This is a genomic window from Bradyrhizobium sp. NBAIM03 (assembly GCF_020194055.1).
GTDB classification, from domain to species: domain Bacteria; phylum Pseudomonadota; class Alphaproteobacteria; order Rhizobiales; family Xanthobacteraceae; genus Bradyrhizobium; species Bradyrhizobium yuanmingense.
This window is the reverse complement of the sequence record NZ_JADYVS010000010.1, coordinates 1-26,044: the sequence shown is the minus strand read 5'-3', so window position 1 is coordinate 26,044 and position 26,044 is coordinate 1. Positions and strand designations below refer to the sequence as shown.

Here is a 26,044-nt window from a genome sequence, read left to right as displayed (position 1 = left end):
CTTACCAGCGCACCAGCGCGGAGCCCCAGGTGAAGCCGCCGCCCATGGCCTCCAGAAGGACCATGTCGCCCTTCTTGATGCGGCCGTCCCTGCGCGCCACCGAGAGCGCCAGCGGAATCGAGGCTGCCGAGGTGTTGCCGTGACGGTCCACCGTCAGCACCACCTTTTCCGGCGCGATGTGCAGCTTGTGCGCGGAAGCGTCGATGATTCGCTTGTTGGCCTGGTGCGGCACGAACCAGTCGATGCCGTCGGCATTGAGCCCTGTCGCCGCAAAGGCATCGACGATGACGTCGGTGATCATGCCGACCGCGTGCTTGAAGACCTCGCGGCCCTCCATGCGCAGATGGCCGACGGTCTGGGTCGAGGACGGCCCGCCGTCCACGAACAGCTTTGCCTTGTGGCGGCCGTCGGATCGTAAGTGAGTGGTGACGATGCCGCGATCGGTCGCGGCATTGCCGGGCTGCTCCTGCGCCTCCAGCACCACGGCGCCGGCGCCGTCGCCGAACAGCACACAGGTGCCGCGATCGTTCCAGTCGAGGATGCGCGAGAAGGTCTCCGCGCCGATCACCAGCGCGCGCTTGTAGGCCCCGGTGCGCAGGAAATTGTCGGCGGTGGCGAGCGCGAAGACGAAGCCCGAGCACACTGCCTGCAGATCGAAGGCCGCGCCATGATTGATGCCGAGGCCGTGCTGCACGGCGACGGCGGTCGCGGGGAAGGTGTTGTCGGGCGTCGAGGTCGCCAGCACGATCAGCTCGATCGATTGCGCGTCAACGCCGGCATCGCGGAGCGCCGCCTGTGCCGCCTTGATGGCGAGGTGCGAGGTGAACTCGCCCTCGGCCGCGATGTGCCGCTCGCGAATGCCGGTGCGCTGCACGATCCACTCGTCGGAGGTATCGATGCGCGCCGCCAATTGGGCGTTGGTCACCACCTGCTCCGGCAAGTAAGAGCCGCAGCCGAGCACGACCGAACGAATCTGAGTCACGAAACATCCTCCGGCGCGGGCTGCACGAATTTGAGTGCACCACCCTCGCGGTTGAGCATCTGATTGATCTTGTTCAGGAGATCGTAGTGAGCCATCTCATAGCCAACATCGATCGCATAGGCAAAGCCTTCGGCGTTGGTTCCGCCGTGGCTCTTGACCACCACCCCGTTCAGTCCCAGCAGCACGCCACCATTGGACTTGTTGGGGTCCATTTTGTCGCGCAGGGCCTGGAAGGCGCTGCGCGCGAAGAGGTAGCCGAGCTTTGACATCCAGCTCCGTTGCATCTCGTGACGAAGCAATTCCGCCATCTGCCGTGCGGTTCCCTCGGCCGCCTTCAGCGCGATGTTGCCGCTGAAGCCTTCGGTGACGATCACGTCGGCGAGCCCCTTGCCAATGCCGTCGCCCTCGACGAAACCGATATAGTCGAGCTCCGGCAGGTTCCGCGCCCGCAGGATCTCGCTGGCCTCGCGGATCTCCTCGTGGCCCTTGATCTCCTCGGCGCCGATGTTGAGCAGCCCGACCGTGGGCCGGGTTTTGTTGAACAGCACGCTCGCCTTGGCCGCGCCCATCACCGCCATCGACACCAGATGGTGGGCATCGCCGCCGAGGGTGGCGCCGAGGTCGAGCACGACGGACTCCCCGCGCAGGGTCGGCCAGATCGCCGAGATCGCCGGCCGGTCGATGCCCGGCAGGGTGCGCAGATGGAAGCGCGCCATCGCCATCAGCGCGCCGGTATTGCCGGCGGAGATCGCGACGTCCGCCTCGCCCTTCTTGACCGCGTCGATCGCGAGCCACATCGAGGAGGTCTTGCGGCCGCGCCGCAGCGCCTGGCTCGGCTTGTCCTTCATGCTGACGGCGACGTCGGTATGGATGATCTTGGAGGCGGCCTTCAGCTTCGGGTGCTGGTCGAGCTCGGGCTCGATCCTGGCGCGGTCGCCGACCAGCAGGAACTCGGTGTCGCGATGCCGGCCAAGCGAGATGGCGGCGCCCGGAATGACCACGGCGGGGCCGACATCGCCCCCCATGGCGTCCAGCGCGATGCGAACCTTGCTTGGCATGTAAGTCCTGGAAACCTGGTCTGGTGCGGTCTTGGGATCAGCGGGGCCGCAAAATGGGTTCGCCACCGGTACGGCGGCCGGCCAAGCGCCACGCCGCACCCGGACCGGGGCGCGACAATAGCGTTTTGTACCCCCGAAACAACCTCTTGCCCCCAGCCTTTTGCATTCGGGGCAATCCGGCCGCCGGGCGCGGATTTCGCGAGAAATCCATTGAAATCAGACAGATAAACAGCTGTCTCAAACCATCAGGGCAAATGGCTCGCGTCCCCTGGCAAGGCAGCCGCGAGCCAAAGTGCCCCTCATTGGCCCTTCTTCTTGTCCTGCAATGCCTTCAGCAAGGCGAAGGGATGGTCTTCGGGGTCGGGAGCGGTGACCTCCGCCTCGAACACGGCCCCCTCCTTGCGTGGATAGGGATCGATCGCCAGGAACAGGACGTCGGTGGCGAGCCGGCCGAGGTCGATGATGCCGCCCGTGATCGGCTCGGGCGGGTCGGCAACCTCGGGCGGCGCCTCGTCGTCCTGCCCCTCCTCGATCAGATCGGCCAGGCGGCGCGCCTCGGCCTCGGGGGCGAACATCAGGTCCACCTCCTCCTCGATCTCGCTCTCGATCGGATCCAGCGTGACGACGCAGGTCTGGCCGATCCGGCCTCGAACCAGGCCCGTGACCTGGACCCGCCCGCCGCTTTTCGGCACGACATCGAAGCTGGCATGGGCGGACAGGATCTCGCGCAAGCCCGCGACCTCCGCCATCGCCTGCCGCTCGGCCACTGAGGCCTCGAGCTCGCGATGCAACCCGCCGTCCGGGATTTGCGCAACGATGACGGGCGCCCGCCAGGGATCGCGCTCGGTATCTGGTCGGCTCATGGCGTGACATCCTGTGACAGCGCCCGGGGAAACTTGAAGGACGCGCGCAGCAGCGCGGCCTCGTCGGTTCGGCCAAGATCGGCCTCGCTGGCCCTCGCATAGGCCGCGAGCCGCTCCGCCTGGTCGAAGCCGGTCCCATTCAAGATATTCTTGCAGATCGCCGCTGCCAGCGCCTCGCCGCCGGCTTCCATCGCCTGGTCGTAGGCCTGGACGCGGCCGTAGAATGCCTCGCCGAAGGCCCGCATCCGCTTCGGCACGGTCTGGTCGCCCACCCCCATCTCGCGCAGATTGTCGTCCATGTCCTCGCAGAAGCGGTCGAACAGCGCCTGCGACAGCTCCGCGGCGCCCTGAACCGCGCGCAGACGGCGCAGCAGCAGCCAGAGATGCAGCAGCAACAGGTCGAAACGCCCGTTAACCGTATCGGGCACACCCAAGACCCGGTAAAACAGGGGTTCTCGCGCCTGCGTCACGATCATGCCATAGATGGCCTCAATGGTGCCGGGCGGGGTTCGCCGGGGTTTCCTGAAGTGATTGAACGGCCAAAGCATTGTGGTTTCCGCAAGCGGGCGCGCGCGAGTTGCATTCAGACGCCCAGCCCGGTACTTCAGCGCCTCGCGCGACGCAAGGGGACGGAATCAGTTCCGCTATGACGACAACGAACCAGATCAGCCTGCGCGCGGACATGCGGCGCGGCCTTCATGCCTGTTGGCGCGGCCTGCGCATGCTCGCGGCCACCGCCGTGATCGGCGTGGCCCTTGCAGCTTGCACCGGCGAGCAGTTCCAGAAAGGCTACATCCTGCCGCCCGGCGCGCTCGAGCAGATTCCGATCGGCGCGAGCCAGGATCAGGTGCTGATCGTGATGGGCACGCCTTCGACGGTCGCGACCCTCGACGGTGAAGTGTTCTACTACATCTCGCAGCGCTCGGAGCGCCCGGTCGCCTTCATGAACCAGAAGGTGGTCGATCAGCGTGTCATCGCAGTCTATTTCGACAAGACCCGGCGCGTGCGCCGGCTTGCGAATTACGGTCTCCAGGACGGCAAGATCTTCGACTTCATCAGCCGCACCACGCCGACGTCGGGTCAGGAGATGAGCTACCTTACCCCGCTGTTCAAGCTGCTCAGCTTCAACTGAGGCCGTCGAAGGATTCGATCGAAGCGGCTTGTCGCTTCGCGTCGAAAATGCGCGTCGAACGAGGCTCCTGAAGCCGCTTAATTCCATCGCAAGGTATATGGGCTTACGCCTGCGTCGTCGTGCCGCTCTCTGCGCGGCACTTGTCGTCGCGCGCGACTTGCGGTCGCACGTGCCGTTCCCTACGGTTCCCGCAAAGCAAAAAGCAGGAGTGGATTCGTGCATAAGCCTTTGTTGTCCCGCCGTCGTGTGCTCGCCGGTGCTGCCGGCCTTTCGGCCGCAGCGATTCTACCGCGATCGAGCCTTGCCGACTGGAAGCCCACTGAAAACGTTCGTCTCATCGTGCCGGCCGCGGCCGGCGGCTCGACGGACGTGATGGGCCGCCTCCTGGCCGCGCATCTGCAAACCGCCTGGGGTCAGTCGACTGTGGTGGAAAACCGCTCCGGCGGCGGCGGCACGATCGGCACCGCCGAGGCCGTGCGCGCCAAGCCGGATGGTCACACCATCCTGGTCGGCAACCCCGGCCCGAACGCGATCGCCTACAGCATCTTCAAGAACCTCAGCTACAAGCCGGACCAGCTTCAGCCGGTCTCGAACATGATCCGGATTCCGAACATCGTCTCGGCGCATCCGAAGACCGGCATCAAAACGATTCCCGAGCTGATCGCGTATCTGAAGGCCAATCCGGACAAGCTCAGCTACGCCTCCTCCGGCGTCGGCCAGAGCCCCCACCTCACCGGCGCCTGGTTTCTCCAGCTCACCGGCCTGAAGATGACGCACATCCCGTTCCGCGGCGCCGGCCCCGCGCTCCAGGCCGCCCTTGCCGGCGACATCCAGATCCTGTTCGACAATCTCTATCCGACCCTGCCTCAGGTGCAGAGCGGCACACTCAACGGTCTCTGCGTCACCACGCCCGAGCGCAGCGACCTCGCCAAAGACCTGCCGACCATGCGCGAGAGCGCGCCGGAGCTGGCGAATTTCGACGTGTCCTCCTGGTTCGCGGTCTTCCTGCCGAAGGGCGCTTCGCCCGAGGTGCTGGGCGCGCTCAATCTCCAGGTCAAGGCGATGCTGGAGCGCGAGGACGTCAAGAAGCAGATCGCCGCCATGGGCGCCCGCGCCGACTACGGCACGCCCGAGCAGTTCGCCGCCTTCGTGGACGCCGAGACGAAGAAGTTCGCCGGCATCATCCAGAAGGAAGGCCTGCAGATGGACGTGCAGTAGGTCTCTCTCACGTCATTGCGAGAGAAGCGAAGCAATCCAGGCTGTCTCTGCGGAACGATGCTGGATTGCTTCGTCGCAAGAGCTCCTCGCAATGACGTCGGGAGAGCGTCGCATCGCAATCAAAAACCCCGCGGCTCACGCCGCGGGGTTTTCTCTTGTCGCGTCAGCGCCGCTCAGTGCGCCAGGATCGCCAGCAGCAGCAGGGCCACGATATTGGTGATCTTGATCATCGGGTTCACCGCAGGTCCCGCCGTGTCCTTGTAGGGATCGCCGACGGTATCGCCGGTCACCGCGGACTTGTGGGCATCAGAGCCCTTGCCGCCGAAATGACCGTCCTCGATGTACTTTTTGGCGTTGTCCCAGGCGCCGCCGCCCGAGGTCATGGAGATCGCGACGAACAGGCCCGTCACGATGACGCCGAGCAGCATGGCGCCGACGGCCGAGAATGCCGCCGACTTGCCGGCCGCGCCGCCGCCCGCGATCGCATAGATCAGGAAGTAGACGACGATCGGCGACAGCACCGGCAGCAGCGAGGGGATGATCATCTCCTTGATTGCCGCGCGCGTGAGCAAGTCGACCGCCTTGCCGTAATCAGGCTTGTCGGTGCCCTGCATGATGCCCGGCTTCTCGCGGAATTGGCGACGGACCTCCTCGACGATCGCACCGGCCGCACGGCCGACCGCGGTCATGCCCATCGCGCCGAACAGGTACGGCAACAGACCGCCGAACAGCAGGCCCACCACGACGTAGGGATTGTTCAGTGAGAAGTCCGGATTGACGCCGGCGAAGTAGGGATGCTGCGCGGAGCGGGCCACGAAGAACTTGAGGTCCTCGTTGTAGGCCGCGAACAGTACCAGGGCGCCGAGACCAGCGGAGCCGATCGCGTAGCCTTTGGTGACCGCCTTGGTGGTGTTGCCGACCGCGTCGAGCGCGTCGGTCGACTTGCGCACCTCCTTCGGCAGTCCCGCCATTTCGGCAATACCGCCGGCATTGTCGGTGACGGGGCCGAAGGCGTCGAGGGCGACGATCATGCCGGCCAGCGCCAGCATGGTGGCGGTCGCGATCGCGATGCCGAACAGCCCGGCGAGGCTGTAGGTGACCAGGATGCCGGCGATGATGACGATCGCAGGCAACGCGGTCGCTTCCATCGAGATGGCGAGGCCCTGGATCACGTTGGTGCCGTGGCCGGTGACCGAGGACTGGGCGATCGACTTCACCGGACGATAGTCGGTCCCGGTGTAGTATTCGGTGATCCAGATGATCAGGGCGGTGACGACGAGACCGACCACGCCGCACTCGAACAGCGCCAGGCCGGTGTAGTTGACGCCCTCGAGCTTGCCGAAGCCGATCAGGTAGTAGATCACCAGGGCGATGCCGATCAGCGACAGGATGCCCGTTGCGATCAGGCCCTTGTAGAGCGCGCCCATGATCGACTGGCTCGGCCCGAGCTTGACGAAGAAGGTGCCGATGATCGAGGTGATGATGCAGATGCCGCCGATCGCGAGCGGCAGCGTCATCATGTTGGCGAGGATCGGCGTCTTGGCGAAGAAGATCGCCGCCAGGACCATGGTGGCGACCGCGGTCACCGCATAGGTCTCGAACAGGTCGGCGGCCATGCCGGCGCAGTCGCCGACGTTGTCGCCGACGTTGTCGGCGATGGTCGCAGGGTTGCGCGGGTCATCCTCGGGAATGCCGGCCTCGACCTTGCCGACGAGGTCGCCGCCGACGTCCGCACCCTTGGTGAAGATGCCGCCGCCGAGACGGGCGAAGATCGAGATCAGCGAGGCGCCGAAGCCGAGCGCCACCAGGGCGTCGACGACGACGCGGCTATCCGGCGCGAGCTTCAGCGAATGGACCAGGAAGCCGAAATAGAGCGTCACGCCGAGCAGCGCCAGACCCGCCACCAGAAGGCCGGTGATGGCGCCCGCCTTGAAGGCGAGCTCCAGGCCGCCGGCCAGCGACGTCGTCGCGGCCTGGGCGGTGCGCACATTGGCGCGGACCGAGACGTTCATGCCGATGAAGCCCGCAGCGCCGGACAGGATCGCGCCGATGGCGAAACCGATCGCGACATAGAGCCCGAGGAAATAGGCAAGCAGCACGAAGATGACGATGCCGACGATACCGATCGTGGTGTATTGCCGCCGGAGATAGGCTTGTGCGCCTTCGCGCACCGCCCCTGCGATCTCCTGCATGCGCGGCGACCCCGCATCCGCGCCCAAGACCGAAGACGTCGCCCAAATCGCGTAGGCGACGGAAAGCGCTCCGCAGAGCACTATCAACCATAATGCTGTCATGTGATGTTTGCCTCAGATCCTTGATGTACCCCCGGCGCCTTTTGTTGTCCGTCGTGCGGTGAAGCGCCTTGATTTTGAACAAAGCCGCCCCCTTGCCCTTAAGGGACGGCTCCAGTCGGCCGCGAGCTTGCCAAAATCACATTGAGGGTGCAACGCCGGATCAGCCCGAAAAGGCCGATCTTGGCAGGTATTTAGGACCAAGCGCTGAGAACTCAGATGCCGGTTTGGAGCAATTCCTAGAAGTGGCTGTAGGACAGCCGCGTCAAAAGCAGATCCTGGCCCTGCCCGTCCAGGAAGCGCAGCGGCTTCTGCCCCTCCGTGATGGTACCGATTGCAGTCACGGCAACGCCGAGGGACTGCCCCGCGGCAATCAGCGTCTCGCATTGTGCCGGCGGAACGGTGCAGAGCACCTCGTAGTCGTCGCCCCCGGCAAGCAGCGTCTCGACAGACGCGACGTTGCGGGCGCGAAGGCCGGCTGCCGCGGCCGAGAGTGGCAGGCTCGTCACGTCGACCGAAGCCGCGACCCCGGAGGCGGCACAGAGCTTGGTCAGATCGCCGGCGAGGCCGTCGGAGACGTCCATCGCCGCGGTGGCATGATCGCGCAGGGCCGGCGCCAGCACGTTGCGTGGCTGCGGCACCCGATAGCGCGAGACCAGAAAATCCCGTGCCGCGGGATCGGAGGTCAGCGCGCTGGCGGCAGCCCCGCCTTTGAGCACGTCGAGGCCGAGCGCGGCATCGCCGATCGTGCCCGTGACCAGGACGCGGTCGCCCGGCCTTGCGCCGGTGCGGCCGATCATCCGCCCCTGAGGCACACGGCCGAAGGCGGTGATCGAGATCATCTGCGGGCCCGGCGTCGACACCGTGTCGCCACCGAGCAGAGGACAAGTGAAGGTCTTCGCATCCTCGCCCAGCGCGTCCGCAAAGGGACGCAGCCAGGCATCCTCCTTGCTGCGCAGCGCCAGCGTCAGCACGAAGCCTGCCGGCGTCGCTCCTTTCGCCGCGAGATCGGACAGGTTCACCCGCAGCGCCTTGCGCGCGATGTTGTCAGGCGGATCGCCGGCAAGATAATGCACGCCCTCCACCACCGCGTCGGTGGTGACGACGATGTCCTCGCCGGACGAGGACAGCACCGCCGCGTCGTCGACCAACCCGAACGCGCCGGGATCGGTCGCCAGCGGTTTGAAATAGCGCGCGATGAGGGAGTCTTCGCCGGAGGGATTTTGTGTGGTTTCCATCGGCGTCAGCCCCATCCACCGCTGTCATCGCCCGGCTTGACCGGGCGATCCAGTATTCGAGAGACAGTCGTGTTAGCCCGATAGGCCGCGGCGTACTGGATCACCCGCCTTCGCGGGTGATGACGACGGAGAATGGGGCAGTCGTCTCGCATCACTTCACCGCCCTCGCGGGAAACTACCCCCGCCCGAACTCGTCGCCGCGAAACTGCCGGCCGATCTGGTCGAGCACGGCGTTGACCATGCCGGTCTCCTCGCGGTCGACGAAAGCATTGGCGACGTCGACATATTCGGAGACCACCACCCGGCCCGGCACGTCCTTGCGATGCTGGAGCTCATAGGCTCCTGCCCGCAGCACTGCCCGCAGGATCGCCTCGATCCGCTTGAGCGGCCAGCCCTTCGACAGCGCCTCGTCGATCAGAGGATCGAGCTTCTTCTGGTCGCGGACGACGCCGGAGACGACGTCGCGGAAAAAGGCGGCTTCCGCCGGCAGATACGTCTCGCCCTCGACCTCGTTGCCGAGCCAATGGCTTTCGAATTCGGCAAAGATGTCGTTGATGCCCGCACCGGCGATGTCCATCTGGTACAGTGCCTGCACGGCTGCGAGCCGTGCCGCACCGCGCCGGTTCGCCTTCTTCTCGACAACGCCGGTCGGCTTTTTGGTGTTATCGGCCATGGCTTCAGGCCCGCGCCAGGCGGCGTTTAATGCGCAGCATCGCAAGCGCGGCGCGCGCGGCATCGCCGCCCTTGTTGAGCTCGCTGGCACGCGCCCGCGCCCAGGCCTGCGCCTCGGTGTTGACGGTGAGGATGCCGTTGCCGAGCGGCAGCTTCCGCGCCACGGCGAGGTCCATCAGCGCGCGCGAGGATTCCTGCGAGACGATCTCGAAATGAATGGTGTCGCCGCGGATCACGCAGCCGAGCGCGATCACCGCATCATAGGGCCTGCCGTTCGCCGCCGCGGCATCGACCGCGATGGCGACTGCCGCGGGGATCTCCAGCGCACCGGGAACCGTAATGACGTCGTGGGTCAGGCCGGCCGCCTTCAGCTCGGCCACCGCGCCGTCCAGCAGCGCATCCTGGAGATCGTCATAGAACCGCGCCTCGACAATCAGCGCGCGCGCGCCGGAAATGTCGGTCTGGTCCTTCAGGGGTGCGCGCCGCGCGTCTGCCATCGTTCAATCCGTTTCGAAAGGGGTCGGCGCTATGTAGTCGCCGGAAGCAGGTAAGCCAAGTTCTAAGAGACCGTCATTTCCGTCAGCCGCGCCGCGTAGCGGGCCATCAGGTCGACCTCGATATTAACCTCATCCCCGGCCTTCCAGCTGCCGATCGTCGTGACATCGAGCGTGTGCGGAATGATCAGCACCGAAAAGGTCACGTCTGCAACCGTATTGATCGTCAGCGAGACGCCGTCGAGCGTGATCGAGCCCTTGGTGGCGATGAACCGTGCCAGCTCCCGCGTCGTCGAGAGCACGAACCGCGCCATATCCGGCAAGTCCTCCCGGCTGACGATGGTTGCAATGCCATCGGCGTGGCCGGCGACGATATGGCCGCCGAGCTCATCGCCGATCTTCAGCGCGCGCTCGAGGTTGAGCCTGGTGCCGACCTTCCAGTGCTTGGCCGTCGTCAGCGCCAGCGTCTCGGCCGCGGTGTCAACGTCGAACCAGGTCCTTTGCTTGGAGTCCCTGCCATCCGCAACGCCCGAGGCAACCACGGTCAGGCACACACCGTTGCAGGCGATCGAGGCGCCGTCCGCAATCGTGCTCTGATCGTAGCGGCAGGCGATCCGCAGCCGGTGCAGCTGCCCCGGCGCCGTTGGCGTGAAGCTGACGATCTCGCCGATATCGGTGACAATGCCGGTGAACATTACGCGCGCTCGTAGATGGTGAGGTTATCCTTGCCGCAGGTCTCGCTAGCATGAACCTTGTAGGCCGGCGACTGCGTGATTTTCGACAGGGGCAATGCATCGAGCGCATCGACGCCGCCTTCGCCGACCGCTTCCGCTCCGCGGAACAGCCAGACCTCGTCGACGAGATCGGCCGCGACGAACGATGCCGCAACGCGGCTGCCGCCCTCGACCATCAGCCGTGTGATGCCCTTGTCCGCCAGCGCATGCAGCACGGCCGAAAGATCGAGCCCGGATGCACTCCCCGGAGGCATGCGCATGATTTGCGCACCGGCCGCGCCAAGGCGCGTCGCGGCGGCCGCTTCCGCAAGCTCGGACGCGATCACCCAAAGCGGCGTCTCGCGCGCGGACCGAACCAGCTGGCTCGATGCGGGAATGCGCAGGCTCCGGTCGAGCACGACGCGCACCGGCGAGCGCGCCGCCATGCCCGGCAGGCGGCAGTTGAGCTGCGGATCATCCGCCAGCACCGTGCCGATGCCGACCAGGATGGCATCGCTTTGCGCGCGGAGCAGATGCACGCGGTTGCGTGCCGCCTCCCCCGTGATCGCAAGGGGCTTGCCGCCGGCCGCACCGATCTTGCCGTCAGGCGAGACCGCGAGCTTCAGGATCACATGAGGACGCTGGTCCCGGATGCGGCGGAAATGGCCGGCATGGTCGAACGCGGCCTCCGCCGCGCACAGACCGACGTCCACATTGATGCCGGCGGCGCGCAGGCGCGCATGGCCCTGGCCCGCAACTTCCGGATTGGGGTCCTCGATCGCCGCCACCACGCGCTTGATGCCGGCGGCGATCACAGCATCGGCGCAAGGCGGCGACTTGCCGAAATGAGAGCACGGCTCCAGCGTGACGTAGAGCGTGGCACCCCGCGCTGCTTCGCCCGCCCGCCGCAACGCCTCGGGCTCACCGTGCGGACGTCCGCCTGCTTGCGTCCAGCCGCGGCCGACGATGACGCCGTCCTTGACGATGACGGCGCCCACGGCCGGATTGGGCCAGGTCCGGCCCTGCCCGCGCCGACCGAGCGCAAGCGCCAGCTCCATGAAACGGCGATCAGCATCCTTGGCCTCGCGGGCCTTCTGCGCGAACTGGTCTTCCAGAATGCGGAAGATCATTTGCGGATCGCGGCGAGCCGCGCTTCCTCCTCGCCGGAGAGCTCGCCGAGCACGTCGGCGAAATCCTTGGCCTCGCGGAAATTGCGGTAGACCGAGGCAAAGCGCACATAGGCGACGTCGTCGAGCGTGCGCAGATGCTCCATCACGGTCTCGCCGATCACCTCCGAGGAGATCTCGGCCTCACCTCCGGTCTCGAGCTCGCGCACGATGGTGGAGACCATCTTCTCGACGCGCTCCGGCTCGACCTGCCGCTTGCGAAGTGAGATCTGCACCGAGCGCATCAGCTTGTCGCGATCGAACGGCACGCGGCGGCCGTTGCGTTTGATCACCGTGAGCTCGCGCAGCTGTACGCGCTCGAAGGTGGTGAAGCGGAAATTGCAGGCGACGCACACGCGCCGCCTGCGGATCACGGACGAGTCCTCGGTCGGACGCGAGTCCTTTACCTGCGTATCGAGACTGTTGCAGTTCGGGCAGCGCATCCGTGTGACCTTTATTTTCGCATGATCTCTTCGGAAAATCGGTACCCACTTTTCCGGATCATGCGGCGCCTTTACTGGTAGATCGGGAACCGGTCGGTGAGCGCCTTGACCCGTTCCTTGATCGCAGCCTCCACCAGCGGCGCCTTGCCGTCGGAGGATTGCGCGATCGCATTGAGGACCTCGGCGATCATGCCGCCGACCTGCTGGAATTCGGCCACGCCGAAGCCGCGGCTGGTCGCAGCCGGCGTGCCGAGCCGAATGCCCGAGGTCACAAAGGGCGATTCCGGGTCGAACGGAATGCCGTTCTTGTTGCAGGTGATGGCGGCGCGAACCAGCGCCTTCTCCGAGACGTTGCCCTTCAGGCCCTTCGGCCGGAGATCGACCAGCATCAGATGATTGTCGGTGCCGCCGGAGACGATATCGAGACCATGGCCCTTCAACGTCTCGGCCAAGGCCTTGGCGTTCTCGACGATGTTCTTGGCGTAGACCTTGAAATCCGGACGCAGCGCCTCGCCGAAGGCGACCGCCTTCGCCGCAATCACGTGCATCAAAGGACCGCCCTGCAGACCCGGGAAGATCGCCGAGTTGAGCTTCTTGGTCAGCGTCTCGTCATTCCACAGCATCAGGCCGCCGCGCGGACCACGCAGCGACTTGTGCGTCGTGGTGGTGGTGACGTGCGCATACGTCACCGGTGAAGCATGCACGCCGCCGGCGACGAGCCCAGCGAAATGCGCCATGTCGACCAGCAGGTAAGCGCCGACGCTGTCGGCGATCTCGCGGAAACGCTTGAAGTCCCAGGCGCGCGAATAGGCCGAGCCGCCGGCGATGATCAGCTTCGGCTTGACCTCTTCGGCCTGCTTGGCCACCGCATCCATGTCGATGATCTGGTCCTCGCGGCGCACGGTGTAGTGCGCGGCCTTGAACCACTTGCCGCTCATGTTCACGGGCGAGCCATGGGTGAGATGGCCGCCGGCGGCGAGATCGAGACCCATGAAGGTGTCGCCCGGCTGCAGCAGCGCCAGGAACACCGCCTGGTTCATCTGGCTGCCGGAGTTCGGCTGCACGTTGGCAAAACTGGCGCCGAACAGCTTCTTGGCACGATCGATCGCAAGGTTCTCGGCGACGTCGACCCACTCACAACCGCCGTAATAGCGCGCGCCCGGATAACCTTCCGCGTATTTGTTGGTCATGACCGAACCCTGCGCTTCCAGCACGGCCCGGCTGACGATGTTCTCGGAGGCGATCAGCTCGACCTCGTGGCGCTGCCGACCGAGCTCACCCTTGATGGCGGCAGCGATTTCCGGATCGGCCTGCTCGAGCGAGGCGGTGAAAAACGAATCGGGCGCGGAGGCGGACTTGGGTGCGGTCATCTTGCGAATATCTCCACCGCCGCAGCCTTTTGGCGGGCTACGGGCGGGTCTGGTGTGGCGGTCGGAAGCACGCGCGATCTACCACATCGGCCGACCGCGGCCAAGCATTTGCGGGTCGGGCCAGATATTTATGCAAGATATGGTGGGATTGGGAGTTTTCAGCCCGGGAGCGGTCTTGCGAGATCCGCTCCCCATCAATATCGCGGTGGGGCCGCTTTGGGCCTTATTTCTTGCCAGCTGCCGCCGGGGCAGCCGGCGTCGTTTTACAGCCCGGTATACCCCGCCTTCACGGGGTCGACGCTGCCGTCGAGCTGGCGCAGATAGGTCAGGCCGCAGACCGTTAACCTATGGGTGTCGGTCTCGCCGGCTTCCATCAGGATGTTGAGGTAGTTCGTGACCTTTTCACGCGCCTCGGCGCTGGCCGCCGCGGTGCGATTGGCGAGCAGGTCGTAGGTCTGCATGATGCGGTCGATGGCAGCTTCCATGGCATCCTCTGGTTGGTCGGGATCTTGGGGGTTTTGATCAGGCAACCGCTCTGGCCTCGGTCTGCGCCTGGAACCGGGCGATCGCCCTGTTGGCCAGCCTGATCTTGTTGAATTCGCCCTGCTGGAGCAGCTTGACGATCAGGTGAAGCAGGCGGTCGTCGGTAACGAGAGTGTCCGGGATTGCGCCGGAGCGGCGAAGGTAGTTCGCGGCGATGGCGTAGGCCTCGCTGACGAGCTCCACGTTCATCACCCGAAGCCCGCGCTCGACCAGCATCGCCGTTTCTCCGATCCGAAGAAGATAAGCGCCGAGCCCGGAACTGGTTCCTGGCTGCCGGGGGGATTTTTTCGCAGGTGCAAAAAAAATATCAACGCACCGGTCCGGGGCAACTCCGGACCAGCGCGCTTGGGGAAGTCAGGCACGTTCGGGAGGGCTGCCGGTCTTGTTGCGGGCCGGCTTCGCCCAGATCCCTTTAGAACTCAGAGGCGATAGAGGATCTGGTCGGTCCAGAACCGCTCCAGGCGGTGCAGCGACTTGTTGAGGGTCGCAAACTCGTCGCCGGAGATGCCGCCGACCTGCTCCACCGTCTTGACGTGCTTCTGGTAGAGCGCATCGACGATGCGGCGGACTTCCTGGCCCTGCGGGGTCAGGCGGATGCGCACCGAGCGGCGATCGACGCGCGAGCGCTGATGATCGAGGAAGCCGAGCTCGACGAGCTTCTTCAGATTGTAGGAGACGTTGGAGCCGAGATAGTAACCGCGCGTGCGCAATTCGCCCGCGGTCAGCTCCTTGTCGCCGATGTTATAGAGCAAGAGCGCCTGGACCGAGTTGATGTCCGCACGGCCGCGGCGATCGAATTCGTCCTTGATTACGTCGAGGAGCCGGCGATGCAGCCGCTCCACCAGAGTCAAAGCTTCCAGATAGAGCGACTGCACCGAACCCTGCTGGCCGGAGACGCGCTCTGCGGTATCTGCCGCAGTTGCGACGGCTTTCATCATGACACTTCCCCTGTTGTCGTTTTTATCGACACTTATTCGACGAAACTTGTGTCCCGTCTGATAGGTGCAACTTAAGAGGGGCGTTTGAAGATCGGCTTAAATAAGAGAATAAAGAGATCATGAATTTAAGACAGTGAATTGCGCATTAAGCCTGTGCCACAAGTACTTTTTGAAAGCCTCTGTTGACCTTCGCAAGGTCCTGTTCACCCTCCGTCCGCCGCTGTTGTCGCATTCCAGAACAGCCCCGCCCCGTTTCGAAACGCACGCGTAAGAGCTGTGGCGGAACCGGCTGGTCAACGAAAACTTACCGCGAATTTTAGGCAACCAGCGGTCAACCAAACGCAACATTCTCCTGTCCCGGACAAGCGCAGCAAGCGGCGCGCAGACCCGGGATCCCAGAAGCCAAAAGCGAGATATCGGAAAGATGGGCCCCGGCTCTGCAACGCATCACGCCGCAAACTTCGGCGTGCTGCGTCCGGGGCACGAGAGCGTGAGCGTGAATCTCTGCGCGCTACGGCGGCCGCTCGCGCGCGGCCATCCAGGCGAGCGCAAGATAAGCGGCAAGCATGAAGACCTCGACGCCGACCACGACGAGGCTGCCGCCGTAGATTCCCGGGAACATCAGCTCGATCACGGCCATCGACACCACGGTCGTCAGCCACACCACCGCGCCCCAGGGCGTCGCCAGCCAGAGGCCGACGGCGGCGACGAGCTCGATCACCGCGAAGTAGACCGTCGCGGCCTGCCAGGCCATCGACTGGTTCTCGAACGCCTCGTCCTCGCCGCCGACGAAGCCCGTGACCTGCGCCCAGTGATAGAGGCCTTTCAGGATCGAGAGCAGCGCCATCACCCGCAGGAACAGCACCAGCCGTCGGGTCCAGACATTGTCGTCGGACTCCGAGCGCTCCGAGGAGATCGCCGCCACTGAGAGCGCGCTCTCTCGGGCAGTGTCACGGGCAGCGTCCCTGGCATTGGCGCCGCCTGGGGCCGCATCGCGGGTGGAGATCTCGGACATGGCCCCTTCTGGCTGCTTCGGCCCGCAAAATCAATCGGCTGCCCAAGTCAGGTTCAGATCTGCCTTGCGGCAGGTCAAGCCGCGGTGACGGGAACCATGCGAGCTGGTATAAGAATAATTCCAGCCGGAGGAAGAGTGATGGCGATCAAATACGGACGTCCGATCGAATTGCGCGACGTTTCGCGCCGGGACAGCACGGCAGTGCCGCATGCCCTCGATCTGACCGTCCGTCCGCGCCGCAACCGCAAGGCCGAGTGGGCCCGGCGCATGGTGCGCGAGAACGTCCTCACCACCGACGACCTGATCTGGCCGCTGTTCCTGATCGACGGCACCAACAAGCGCGAGCAGGTCGCCTCGATGCCCGGCGTCGACCGCCTCAGCGTCGACCAGGCCGTGCGCGAGGCCGAGCGCGCGATGAAGCTGACCATCCCCTGCATCGCGCTGTTTCCCTACACCGATCCGTCCCTGCGCGACGAGGAAGGCTCGGAAGCCACCAACCCGAACAACCTGGTCTGCCAGGCCGTGCGCGCGATCAAGAAGGAGTTTCCGGAGATCGGTATCCTCTGCGACGTCGCGCTCGATCCCTTCACCAGCCACGGCCATGACGGCCTGATCTCCGACGGCAAGATCCTGAATGACGAGACGGTCGCCGTGCTGGTGCGTCAGGCCTTGGTGCAGGCCGAAGCCGGCTGCGACATCATCGCGCCCTCCGACATGATGGACGGCCGCGTCGCCGCGATCCGCGAGGGGCTGGACCGCGCCGGCCTGCTCGACGTGCAGATCATGGCCTATGCCGCGAAATACGCCTCCGCCTTCTATGGCCCGTTCCGCGACGCCATCGGCTCGGCCAAGACGCTCACCGGCGACAAGCGCACCTATCAGATGGATAGCGCCAACACCGATGAAGCGCTGCGGGAGGTCGAGCTCGACATCGCCGAGGGCGCCGACATGGTGATGGTGAAGCCCGGCATGCCCTATCTCGACGTGGTCCGCCGCGTGAAGGACACGTTTGCGATGCCGACCTTCGCCTATCAGGTCTCCGGCGAATACGCGATGATCGCCGCAGCCGCGAACAACGGCTGGCTCGACGGCGACCGTGCCATGATGGAAAGCCTGCTCGCCTTCAAACGCGCCGGCGCCGACGGTGTGCTGAGCTATTTTGCGCCGAAGGCGGCGGAGAAGCTGCGGGGCCAGACGTAAGCTGTCGTAGGGTGGGCCAAGCGAAGCGGGCCCACCGATTCATCCATCGTGTAAGTCGGCGGGCAATGGTGGGCACGGCGCAAGCGCGCCTTTGCCCACCCTACAGGACCGCCCGATCACCGCCCCCGAATCGCCGGAATATTTCGGCTTGCTGCCGCCCGCGCGCCCTTGGCACGGGCATGGCCTGTTCCCATGTCCTGCGAGGGGAGCTTCGCTGGGAGAACGGACCATGTCGTACAACTCGGGCAATTCAGGCGGCTGGCGCAATGACGGCGCCATGCGACCGCATGCCTACGACCCTGACCTGCATCCGGAACTGTTCCGGGGCGTCGCGACGCGGCGGGTGTTCGCCTTCCTGATCGATATGGTCGTGATCTCGGTGCCGGTGATCCTCGGCTACATCTTCATCGCCTTGTTCGGCGTGGTCACCCTCGGCATCGGCTGGGCGCTGTTCTGGATCGCCTGGCCGGCCTCCGTGATCTGGGCTATCGTCTATTACGGCGCCAGCATCGGCGGTGCGTCCTCCGCCACGGTCGGCATGCGCCTGATGGACCTGGAGCTGCGCACCTGGTACGGCGCGCCCGGCTACTTCGTGCTCGGCGCCACCCATGCCGTGCTGTTCTGGGTGACGGTCTCGTTCCTGTCGCCGTTCGTGGTGCTGGTCGGCCTGTTCAACGGCCGCCGTCGCCTGCTGCACGATTTCGTGCTGGGAACGGTCGTGATCAACAATTCGGTTCGCATACCCACTCCGCAGGCGGCGCGGACGTGGTGAGCTAATCGATTGACCGGGGGCTTTTGGAGCGCGATGCTAATGCCTGTTTCGGAGGCCCACGACGTCCCTTGACCCAGCACTCGCGCGACACCCCCCAGTTTTACCTCACGGCGCCCTCACCCTGCCCGTATTTGCCGGGCCGACATGAGCGCAAGGTGTTCACGCATCTGGTCGGGGACCGCGCCGGTGACCTCAACGACCTGCTCACCCATGGCGGTTTCCGCCGCAGCCAGTCGATCGCCTACCGTCCCGCCTGCGACCAGTGCCGGGCCTGCGTCTCGGTCCGGGTCATCGCCAACGAGTTCCGCCCCTCGCGCAACTTCCGCAAGGTGATGGCCCGCAACGCCGACATCATCGGCGAGCAGCGCAGCGCGGTGCCGACCTCCGAGCAATATTCGGTGTTCCGCGCCTATCTCGACGCCCGCCACCGCCACGGCGGGATGGCCGACATGACCGTGCTCGACTACGCCATGATGGTCGAGGACAGCCACGTCGAGACCCGCATCATCGAATACCGCAAGCGCGGCCCCGACAGCGGCATCACCGGCCGCGGCGAGGAGCTGATCGCAGTGGCGCTCACCGACGTTCTCAGCGACGGCCTGTCGATGGTCTATTCGTTCTTCGAGCCTGGCCAGGTCAGCCGCTCGATGGGCACCTTCATGATCCTCGACCATATCGCCCGTGCGCGACGGCAAGGGCTGCCTTACGTCTATCTCGGCTACTGGATCGAAGGCTCCAAGAAGATGGACTACAAGGCCCGCTTCCTGCCGCAGCAGCGCCTCGCCCCCTCAGGCTGGCTGCGCATTGACGCGCAGGGCGACACGGCGTCCGAGCCGCAGGATTAGTGAATGGCGAGTAGCGAATAGGATGACACCCCCCACTCGCTACTCGCCATTCGCTACTCACCCAAAAAACGTATCTGCCAGCAGCTTCAGATTCAAAATCACGATGATGCCCGCGACGATCCAGGCGACCGCGGCAACCGACATCGGGATCGCGAACTTGCCCATCTTGCGGCGGTCGGAGACGAAGCGGACCAGCGGAATCACCGCGAAAGGCAGCTGCATCGACAGCACGACCTGGCTGAACACCAGCAAATCCGCAGTGCCGCGCTCGCCGTAGATCGCGGTGACGATGATCACGGGAATGATGGCGATGCCGCGGGTCAAGAGGCGGCGCGCCCAGCTGGGCAGGCGCAGATCGAGAAAGCCCTCCATCACGATCTGGCCGGCGAGCGTCGCAGTGACCGTCGAGTTGAGGCCCGAGGCGAGCAGCGCCACCGCGAACAGCGTCGAGGCGATGCCGAGGCCGAGCAGCGGCGACAGCAGCTCGAACGCCTGCTCAATCCCGGCCACGTCGGAATGGCCGCTCTTGTGGAAGGTCGCAGCAGCGACGACGAGGATCGCGGCGTTGATGAACAGCGCCAGCATCAGCGCGATGGTCGAGTCCGTCGTCGCCCATTTGATCGCTTCGCGCCGGCCGGTGTCGTTGCGTTCATAAGCGCGCGTCTGCACGATCGAGGAGTGCAGGTAGAGATTGTGCGGCATCACGGTGGCGCCGATGATGCCGATCGCGATGTAGAGCATGTCGGAATTGGTGAAGATCTCGCTCTTGGGCACGAAGCCCCGCAAGACCTCTGCCACCGGCGGAGCCGCCGCCGCGATCTGCACCGCGAAGCAAACGGCGATCACCACCAGCAGCGCGATGACGAAAGCCTCCAGGAAGCGGAAGCCCCGGTTCATCAGCAGCAGCAGCAGGAAGGCGTCGAGGGCTGCAATCAATGCGCCGCCAATCAGGGGAATGCCGAACAGCAGCTTCAGCGCGATCGCCGTGCCGATCACCTCGGCGAGATCGCAGGCGATGATGGCCGCCTCGCAGGCGAGCCAGAGCAGGAAGTTCACCACCCGGGGATAGGAGGCGCGGCAGGCCTGCGCGAGATCGCGGTCGGTGACGATGCCGAGCCGAGCCGCCAGCGACTGGAGCAGGATCGCCATCAAGTTCGAGATCAGGATGACGGAGAGCAGCGTGTAGCCGAACTTCGACCCGCCGGCGAGATCGGTCGCCCAATTGCCGGGGTCCATATAGCCGACCGAGACGAGGTAGCCCGGCCCGACGAAGGCCAGCAGCCGGCGCCACCAGCGGCCCGCGGCGGGAATGGCAACGGTGGAATTAACCTCAGCGAGGCTTTTGGTGGTGGGCGCATCAGCGCGCCAGCCGGCGAGGTCGGGAGTTATGTGGGGTGATCGGGCATCCATATCGGCAGAATACCCAAGTTCATTCTTATTGCAACTCATTTGCAACTGCATCTAGCGGCGGGCATTCCCGCCGCCGATCGCGGAAATCGCCTCTTGTCGGGAAGCGGGTGGGTTTGGTGGTCATCGGGGGCCAACATTGGCGCAAATTCGCCTCTACGGGATATGCGCCATGTCAACGCCGCCTCGCCTTCCTGACACTTTCAACCGCCTCGCCTGGTCCAATCTCGCAGCGCAGTCGGCCGAGCAGATCGCGCTCGCGGCAGCGCCCATCGTCGCCGTGCTGACGCTGGGGGTGGCCGAAGGCCAGACCGGCCTGCTGCAGACCGCGCTCACCCTGCCCTTCGTCCTGTTCGCCATCCCCGCCGGCGTGCTTGCAGACCGAATTTCCCGCCGCAGGCTGATGGCGAGCGCCGAGGCGCTGCGGGCGGTGGCGCTCGCGGCCGTCGTGCTGCTGCTCGCGCTGGGAGCCCTCAACCTGCCGCTGCTGGCCCTGCTCGGCTTCGCCGCCGTGTGCGGCACCGTCGTTTACAGCGTGGCAGCACCGGCGCTGGTGCCCTCGCTGGTGAGCTCCAACTTGTTGCCGGCGGCGAATGCGCGCATCGAGCTGGCGCGCACCATCGCCTTCGCCAGCGGGCCTGCACTCGGCGGTGCGCTGGTTGGGTGGTGGGGCGCGAGCCCGGCGTTCGGCTTTGCCGCGGCGCTCTCGGCCATCGCGGTCGTGCTGCTCTCCGGCATCTACGAGCCCGCACGTGCGCCGGCGCCCCGGCGGCATCCGCTCCAAGAGATCCGCGAGGGCGCGGCCTTCGTGTTTCACCATCCGCTGCTGCGGCCGGTCTTCATCACCCAGTTCATCTTCAACACCGGTTGGTTCCTGCAGATCGCGGTGTTCGTGCCCTACGCCGTGCGCCATCTCGGTCTGAGCGCCGCCGGTGTCGGCACGGTGCTGACGATGTACGGCGTCGGCATGGTGATCGGCGCGCTCCTCGCCACGCGCGTGATGAAGCGCATCGCCTTTGGCACCGTGGTGGGGCTCGGCCCGGTCACGGGCTTCGTCGCCGCCTTGGTGATGGCGCTGACGGTGCTGGTCCCCTCGCCCTGGCTCGCGGGCTTGAGCTTCTTCCTGCTCGGCGTCGGCCCGATCCTGTGGGTGATCTCGACCACGACGCTGCGTCAGTCCGTGACGCCGCCGAGACTGCTCGGGCGCGTCTCCGCCATCAACATCATGAGCTACGGCGCCCGCCCGCTCGGTTCAGTGCTGGGCGCGCTCGTCGGCGGCCTCTGGAGCGCGGAGGCATGCCTCTATCTCGCCGCGGCGATATTCGGCGTGCAGGCGCTGGTGATCCTGCTGTCACCGGCAGTGGGACTGGACCGGCAGCCGGACATGGTGGGAGATGAGGTGGCGGCGCGGTGCTGACCACAAGTGCATTGCGAGGAGCGTAGCGACGACGCAATCCAGGGTCCCTCCGTTGAGGGACTCTGGATTGCTTCGCTGCGCTCGCAATGACGGCGCCTGTTGAGGCCGCGGAGACTAACCCGCCAGATAGCGCTCGTAGCTGCCCCTGACCGGCTCGCTCGCGTCGACTTCCGGATCGAGCGTGTAGAGATCCTGCGCGCGGCCGATGCCGCGCAGCGCGTAGCGGCCGGTGGAGACGAGGTAGCGGCGGCCGGCGGCATCTAGGCCCTTGTAGAATTCGGACGAGGCCAAGAGCTCGCGATCCACCGAGCGGCTCATCGAGGCGATGCGGCTGACCTCGTTGACGGTCGGGCCGACCACGGTGAAATCAAGCCGGTCCTCGCTGCCGATATTGCCGTAGAAGACCTCGCCGACATGCAGGCCGATATAGGCTGACGTGGTCGGACGGCCCTCCGCCGCCCGCCGTTCGTTCAGCGCAGCGACATTCTTGCGGAACAGGTGCTCGGCGCGGAGCGCGGCCCGCCGCGCATCCGCCATGTCCTCGCCCCAGAACATCGCGAGCACGCCGTCGCCGATCAGCTTCAGTACGTCGCCGCCGGCTTCGTGGATCGGATCGATCACGGCCTGCGCATAGTCGTTGAGGAACGGGATGATCTCGTCGGGACCGATGCTCTCGCTGATGCCGGTCGAGCCGCGCAGGTCCGAATACCAAAGCACGGCATTGATGCGCTCGGTGACGCCGCGCGAGATGCGCCCGCGCAGCACCTGCTCGGAGGCGTCGCGGCCGAGATAGACCCGGCCGAGCGTGCGCGCGATGTCGACCTGCTGCGCCGACTTGATCGCGAGCCCCAACACCGGAACCAGATCGCGCAGCGCTTCCAGCTCCAGTCCGGAGAACCCGCTCGCGCGGCGGGTGGTCCAGCAGGAATAGAGGCAATCCATCAGGCCGAGCGCCCCGTTCTCGCCGAAGCGGTGGACGAATGCGAGATAGTGCTTGTGGCCCTTCTCGGCGAGCTCGCCGATCTGCGAGAAATCCATCGACGGCGCATCGGCGAGATCGATCACCATCTCGTCGTGGCCATTCTCGAGCATGTGGAAGAACACCGAGCGGCGCCAGCTCTTGGCGGCGTCGCCGTCGGCGGTCGAGCCGTATTCGAAGGCATCGCTCTCGTTGCTGGGACGATCGCTCCAGCGGAAGCCGCGGCCTTCATAGATCGGATGCAGCGTGTCGATGACGACGAGGCCACGCGACAGTTCCAGCCCCTCGGCGCAGCAACGCTCGCAGAAGCCGCGGAGCAGTTCAATTTCAGGCAGGCCCGTGAGCCCCTGGCCGGTCAGCCAGTTCATCAGCGTAAGGCGCGAGGTCAATTGCATGCGCCATTATGGCGTGCATTCGTGACGAGCGGAAGCGGGGTATCTGCATACAACCCAAAGGCTCCCCGCCGGCAGCAGGTCGAATATGCCGCAGACGCGGTTGACGCGCTCTCGCCGCGAGCTGCAAATGCGCCGATGACACGGCCGATCAGAAATACGGGGACATGACCCAGCGCCAGCTTCCGATCATCCTGGCGCTCGGCACCACGCAGACCCTCGCCTGGGCCTCCAGTTATTATCTGCCGGCGCTGCTCGCCGACCCAATGGGACGCGAGCTCGGTGTCTCCTCCAACTGGATCTTCGGTGCGTTTTCGGCCGCGCTGGTGATCTCCGCAATGCTGGGCCCGCGCATTGGACGGCAGATCGATCTCGTCGGCGGCCGTCAGGTGCTGTCGGCGTCCAACGTGACCATTGCCGCCGGCCTCGTGCTGCTTGGCATCTCGCAGTCGGTGATGGTGATGGCGATCGCCTGGCTGGTGCTCGGCATCGGCATGGCAATGGGGCTCTACGATGCCGCCTTCGCCGCTTTGGGGCGCATCTACGGCACCGAGGCGCGCAGGCCGATCACCGGCATCACGCTGATGGCGGGCTTCGCCTCCACCGTCGGCTGGCCGCTCACCGCCTGGGGCCTGTCGCATATCGGCTGGCGCGAAACCTGTTTTGCCTGGGCCGCCGCCAATATCCTGATCGGCCTGCCGCTCAATTTCTTCATGCTGCCGGTCATCAAGGGCGCCAAGCAGGCGGCAGCCGCGGCCGCGAAGCCGCATGTGCCGCTCGACCGCACCATGATGTTGCTGGCCTTCATCTTCGCGGCGGTCTGGACTGTCACCGGCGCGATGGCCGCGCATTTCCCGCGCATCCTGGAAACGATGGGGGCAACGCCAGTCGAGGCGATCGCGGCCGGCGCATTGATCGGGCCGGCGCAAGTTGGTGCCCGCATGCTGGAGGCCGGCTTCCTCAGCCGCTTCCATCCGCTGTGGTCGACGCGGCTCGCCAGCCTCACCCACCCGCTCGGCGCCGTGACCGTCGCAATCTTTGGCGGCGCTGCGGCGAGCGCGTTCGCGTTGTTCCACGGCTCCGGCAACGGCATCCTGACGATCGCCCGCGGCACCCTGCCGCTGTCGATCTTCGGCCCGAAGGATTTCGGCTATCGCCTCGGCATCATCGGCGCGCCGGCACGGATGGCGCAGGCGGTGGCGCCGCTCGCCTTTGGCCTGCTCATCGACCTCATGGGCGCCAAGGTGCTGATCGTCTCATCCGCGCTCAGCCTCTCGGCGCTGGCCGCGCTGTTCCTGATCCGCGCCGGCCGGCGGCCGGATTGACCAGCACGCCGGCAATCCATTGCGCCGCCGTGAAGTGCTCGAGCGCTGCAAAGCTGCCTTTCGCCAACCCCGCCAGCACCAGTACGACGGCGCCCGCGCCCATGCCGACGGTGAGAAAACCGAGCGCGCTCGAGCGCTGCATCAGCGGTCGCGACAGCACGTTGTAGAACGCCATGCAGAACACCGCACCGGTCATGATCACTCGCCGCGCCATGCGCCCGGTGGGCTTTGCGCGAGGCCAGCCGCCAGCGCCGCCGACACGCGGAGCAGAAACGCGCAAGGCAACAGGCAGAGAAAACCGATCCCCCAACGGAGGGCCGCGAGCAGGACGGGATCGGCGCCGCCGACGAGGTAGCGGGTGACGGCCGCGGCAGTCCCGCCGAAGCTGCTCGAGACAAGCGCGATCGTAACTCCGCCCCACTCGCCCACGACCTTCTCCTGTCACGGAGCTTTCGCGGGCCCTAGCATGATGCTGTTGCCACCCTTGTGGCAGCGGCCTCAGGGAAAGGTCAGTCGGTAAAACTCCGGCGCCATCCTCTGGCTGTCGCGCTGGGCGGTTGTCGTGGTTGATCCAGAGCTGCGCCTTCTCCTTTGCGAGCGTGTCTGCGATCTTCTGCATCGAGGCCGGCGGCGGCCGGAAGCTTGCCCCGACCGGATGCCCTTCCAGCTGGCGCGCTCTTCGCCCACATCACGGCGGATAGAGATCGCCATCACCTCGCTTCTCGTCCGGAGGGCTGGCTGGAGCATCGTGCACCGTCAACGGTCGCCGATCCGCAACCAATCGCGCCAGCTGCGGCGCGGCGGCACTGGTACCGATGAGCCGAAACACCACGCCGCTTCGATTGCCCCCGGCACGTACACCCTGCAGAGCATCTGACTCGTCGCAGAACAGCGCATAGTCGGGACCAACTCGCCGTGGGAGCGGCCCGGTTCGTGCGGGGCCCGCCGACGAATAAGGCGACTTGCGTTTCGGCGCCGACAGAATGTAGCCGCCGGCCACCTGCACACCAGCGACGCTGTCCGTACCGATCCCGTTGAGGGTGCCCAGGCGAGAAACAAGCGAGCCGGTCTTGTCAAATTCCCCACCGGCATACGTGCAGCCGGCCTCGGCCGCGCGGCCCGCCTCCCATCCGGCGTCGATGAAGTACGAACGCTTCGCACCCGTGCGCATGTTCATGTTCGGATCGGTACGTGCCACATAGGCATGAACCTCGCTCCCCAACTCGATGCCCTCCACCTTGATCTTCCAATTCCCATGCTCGGGCACCATGCCGGCTCCCGCGATGGTGGGCTCGACCGCAATCAGCCACACCCTATTGTCACCCCAGTCAACGGGGGCATACGCACCGGTATAGGGCGGAAGCGCCGGTGCAGCGGGCGGGGGTGATGCCCTGCAGCATCTCCCCGACCGCTGTGTAGGCGCGCACCCACGGCTCCCAGCGATCCAATCAAGTCGTCTGGACCGACCGCCTGAGCGGCAATATCGGCGATCTGCTGCAGCCGGAGAGCGAACTGGCTCACCGCATCGCCGCTGCAGTGCATCTGTCGGTCTTCGATGCCGAGGTCGAGCA

The 26,044-nt window shown here is 65.7% G+C and carries 29 protein-coding genes; 7 read left to right on the top strand and 22 right to left on the bottom strand.

Going from position 1 to position 26,044, the window contains the following annotated elements; genetic code table 11:
* Position 1: 1 nt before the first annotated feature.
* From I6F21_RS17005 to I6F21_RS16990, 4 genes are all read right to left on the bottom strand, one after another.
* On the bottom strand, positions 2-982 hold the full coding sequence (locus tag I6F21_RS17005) for a beta-ketoacyl-ACP synthase III (RefSeq protein ID WP_225140091.1): 981 nt from the start codon (positions 980-982) through the stop codon (positions 2-4).
* Positions 979-2,040 carry a phosphate acyltransferase PlsX gene (gene plsX / locus I6F21_RS17000; RefSeq protein WP_036010436.1) on the bottom strand — a complete coding sequence of 354 codons (1,062 nt, stop codon included), beginning with the start codon at positions 2,038-2,040 and terminating at the stop codon, positions 979-981. The genes I6F21_RS17005 and plsX overlap by 4 nt, the downstream gene beginning before the upstream one ends.
* Positions 2,041-2,339: 299 nt before the next feature.
* The gene (locus I6F21_RS16995; RefSeq protein ID WP_036010439.1) at positions 2,340-2,903 is read right to left on the bottom strand and encodes a DUF177 domain-containing protein; all 564 of its coding nucleotides are present in this window, start codon (positions 2,901-2,903) and stop codon (positions 2,340-2,342) included.
* Entirely contained in the window at positions 2,900-3,451 is a 552-nt protein-coding gene (locus I6F21_RS16990; protein WP_109143544.1) for a ubiquinol-cytochrome C chaperone family protein, read from the bottom strand. The genes I6F21_RS16995 and I6F21_RS16990 overlap by 4 nt, the downstream gene beginning before the upstream one ends.
* Positions 3,452-3,549: 98 nt before the next feature.
* Here I6F21_RS16990 and I6F21_RS16985 point away from each other — a divergent pair, with 98 nt between their 5' ends.
* Positions 3,550-4,035 (top strand): outer membrane protein assembly factor BamE, encoded by a 486-nt coding sequence (locus I6F21_RS16985; RefSeq protein ID WP_036010444.1) that lies wholly within the window; start codon positions 3,550-3,552, stop codon positions 4,033-4,035.
* A gap of 216 nt (positions 4,036-4,251) precedes the next feature.
* Positions 4,252-5,253 carry a tripartite tricarboxylate transporter substrate binding protein gene (locus I6F21_RS16980; RefSeq protein ID WP_036010447.1) on the top strand — a complete coding sequence of 334 codons (1,002 nt, stop codon included), beginning with the start codon at positions 4,252-4,254 and terminating at the stop codon, positions 5,251-5,253.
* 173 nt (positions 5,254-5,426) lie between these two features.
* Here I6F21_RS16980 and I6F21_RS16975 read toward each other — a convergent pair whose 3' ends face one another.
* The 12 genes from I6F21_RS16975 to I6F21_RS16920 all read right to left on the bottom strand — a co-directional run bounded on the left by I6F21_RS16975 (position 5,427) and on the right by I6F21_RS16920 (position 16,136).
* Positions 5,427-7,547, bottom strand: a complete 2,121-nt coding sequence (locus I6F21_RS16975; protein ID WP_109143543.1) for a sodium-translocating pyrophosphatase — start codon at positions 7,545-7,547, stop codon at positions 5,427-5,429.
* A gap of 236 nt (positions 7,548-7,783) precedes the next feature.
* On the bottom strand, positions 7,784-8,782 hold the full coding sequence (gene thiL, locus I6F21_RS16970; RefSeq protein WP_225140092.1) for a thiamine-phosphate kinase: 999 nt from the start codon (positions 8,780-8,782) through the stop codon (positions 7,784-7,786).
* Positions 8,783-8,957: 175 nt separating this feature from the next.
* Entirely contained in the window at positions 8,958-9,455 is a 498-nt protein-coding gene (nusB, locus tag I6F21_RS16965) for a transcription antitermination factor NusB (protein WP_036010453.1), read from the bottom strand.
* A 4-nt stretch (positions 9,456-9,459) separates the two neighbouring features.
* Positions 9,460-9,951, bottom strand: a complete 492-nt coding sequence (gene ribH, locus I6F21_RS16960) for a 6,7-dimethyl-8-ribityllumazine synthase (RefSeq protein WP_036010456.1) — start codon at positions 9,949-9,951, stop codon at positions 9,460-9,462.
* 62 nt (positions 9,952-10,013) lie between these two features.
* A complete protein-coding gene (locus I6F21_RS16955; RefSeq protein ID WP_057029743.1) occupies positions 10,014-10,643 on the bottom strand; it encodes a riboflavin synthase in 630 nt (209 codons plus the stop codon).
* Positions 10,643-11,791, bottom strand: a complete 1,149-nt coding sequence (gene ribD, locus I6F21_RS16950; protein WP_036010471.1) for a bifunctional diaminohydroxyphosphoribosylaminopyrimidine deaminase/5-amino-6-(5-phosphoribosylamino)uracil reductase RibD — start codon at positions 11,789-11,791, stop codon at positions 10,643-10,645. Before ribD ends, I6F21_RS16955 begins: the two co-directional genes overlap by 1 nt.
* Entirely contained in the window at positions 11,788-12,270 is a 483-nt protein-coding gene (gene nrdR / locus I6F21_RS16945; RefSeq protein ID WP_011087793.1) for a transcriptional regulator NrdR, read from the bottom strand. The genes ribD and nrdR overlap by 4 nt, the downstream gene beginning before the upstream one ends.
* A 71-nt stretch (positions 12,271-12,341) precedes the next feature.
* A complete protein-coding gene (gene glyA, locus I6F21_RS16940) occupies positions 12,342-13,640 on the bottom strand; it encodes a serine hydroxymethyltransferase (protein ID WP_225140093.1) in 1,299 nt (432 codons plus the stop codon).
* Between the two features lie 263 nt (positions 13,641-13,903).
* Positions 13,904-14,125 (bottom strand): hypothetical protein, encoded by a 222-nt coding sequence (locus I6F21_RS16935; protein ID WP_025036694.1) that lies wholly within the window; start codon positions 14,123-14,125, stop codon positions 13,904-13,906.
* A gap of 37 nt (positions 14,126-14,162) precedes the next feature.
* Positions 14,163-14,399, bottom strand: a complete 237-nt coding sequence (locus I6F21_RS16930; protein ID WP_036010478.1) for a hypothetical protein — start codon at positions 14,397-14,399, stop codon at positions 14,163-14,165.
* Between the two features lie 203 nt (positions 14,400-14,602).
* Complete coding sequence (locus I6F21_RS16925) at positions 14,603-15,121, bottom strand: MarR family winged helix-turn-helix transcriptional regulator (RefSeq protein WP_025036696.1); 519 nt, start codon at positions 15,119-15,121, stop codon at positions 14,603-14,605.
* Between the two features lie 511 nt (positions 15,122-15,632).
* A complete protein-coding gene (locus I6F21_RS16920; protein ID WP_225140094.1) occupies positions 15,633-16,136 on the bottom strand; it encodes a DUF6163 family protein in 504 nt (167 codons plus the stop codon).
* Positions 16,137-16,274: 138 nt separating this feature from the next.
* Between I6F21_RS16920 and hemB the strand changes: the two genes are divergently transcribed.
* The 3 genes from hemB to I6F21_RS16905 all read left to right on the top strand — a co-directional run bounded on the left by hemB (position 16,275) and on the right by I6F21_RS16905 (position 18,953).
* Positions 16,275-17,336, top strand: coding sequence for a porphobilinogen synthase (hemB, locus tag I6F21_RS16915; protein WP_036025484.1), 1,062 nt, complete (start codon positions 16,275-16,277; stop codon positions 17,334-17,336).
* Positions 17,337-17,565: 229 nt separating this feature from the next.
* Positions 17,566-18,108, top strand: coding sequence for an RDD family protein (locus I6F21_RS16910; protein ID WP_225140095.1), 543 nt, complete (start codon positions 17,566-17,568; stop codon positions 18,106-18,108).
* 68 nt (positions 18,109-18,176) lie between these two features.
* A complete protein-coding gene (locus I6F21_RS16905; protein WP_036014979.1) occupies positions 18,177-18,953 on the top strand; it encodes an arginyltransferase in 777 nt (258 codons plus the stop codon).
* Between the two features lie 57 nt (positions 18,954-19,010).
* On the opposite strand, the gene I6F21_RS16900 is transcribed toward I6F21_RS16905, so the two are convergent.
* Positions 19,011-20,363: an Nramp family divalent metal transporter gene (locus tag I6F21_RS16900; protein WP_036014980.1), complete on the bottom strand. Its 1,353-nt coding sequence runs from the start codon at positions 20,361-20,363 to the stop codon at positions 19,011-19,013.
* A gap of 169 nt (positions 20,364-20,532) precedes the next feature.
* On the opposite strand from I6F21_RS16900, the gene I6F21_RS16895 reads away from it, so the two are divergent.
* Positions 20,533-21,777 (top strand): MFS transporter, encoded by a 1,245-nt coding sequence (locus I6F21_RS16895; protein ID WP_225140096.1) that lies wholly within the window; start codon positions 20,533-20,535, stop codon positions 21,775-21,777.
* Between the two features lie 114 nt (positions 21,778-21,891).
* Here the strand turns inward: I6F21_RS16895 and I6F21_RS16890 are convergent, their stop codons facing one another.
* Positions 21,892-23,151 (bottom strand): adenylate/guanylate cyclase domain-containing protein, encoded by a 1,260-nt coding sequence (locus I6F21_RS16890; protein WP_036014983.1) that lies wholly within the window; start codon positions 23,149-23,151, stop codon positions 21,892-21,894.
* A 164-nt stretch (positions 23,152-23,315) separates the two neighbouring features.
* On the opposite strand from I6F21_RS16890, the gene I6F21_RS16885 reads away from it, so the two are divergent.
* The gene (locus I6F21_RS16885; protein WP_225140097.1) at positions 23,316-24,473 is read left to right on the top strand and encodes an MFS transporter; all 1,158 of its coding nucleotides are present in this window, start codon (positions 23,316-23,318) and stop codon (positions 24,471-24,473) included.
* Here I6F21_RS16885 and I6F21_RS16880 read toward each other — a convergent pair.
* From I6F21_RS16880 to I6F21_RS16865, 4 genes are all read right to left on the bottom strand, one after another.
* Positions 24,415-24,669: a hypothetical protein gene (locus I6F21_RS16880; RefSeq protein ID WP_225140098.1), complete on the bottom strand. Its 255-nt coding sequence runs from the start codon at positions 24,667-24,669 to the stop codon at positions 24,415-24,417. The genes I6F21_RS16885 and I6F21_RS16880 overlap by 59 nt on opposite strands.
* 2 nt (positions 24,670-24,671) lie before the next feature.
* Entirely contained in the window at positions 24,672-24,902 is a 231-nt protein-coding gene (locus I6F21_RS16875; RefSeq protein ID WP_225140099.1) for a hypothetical protein, read from the bottom strand.
* Between the two features lie 259 nt (positions 24,903-25,161).
* A complete protein-coding gene (locus tag I6F21_RS16870) occupies positions 25,162-25,785 on the bottom strand; it encodes a hypothetical protein (RefSeq protein ID WP_225183347.1) in 624 nt (207 codons plus the stop codon).
* A partial coding sequence (locus I6F21_RS16865; RefSeq protein WP_225183346.1) for a hypothetical protein occupies positions 25,776-26,044 on the bottom strand: 269 nt, incomplete at its 5' end. The genes I6F21_RS16865 and I6F21_RS16870, both read right to left, overlap by 10 nt.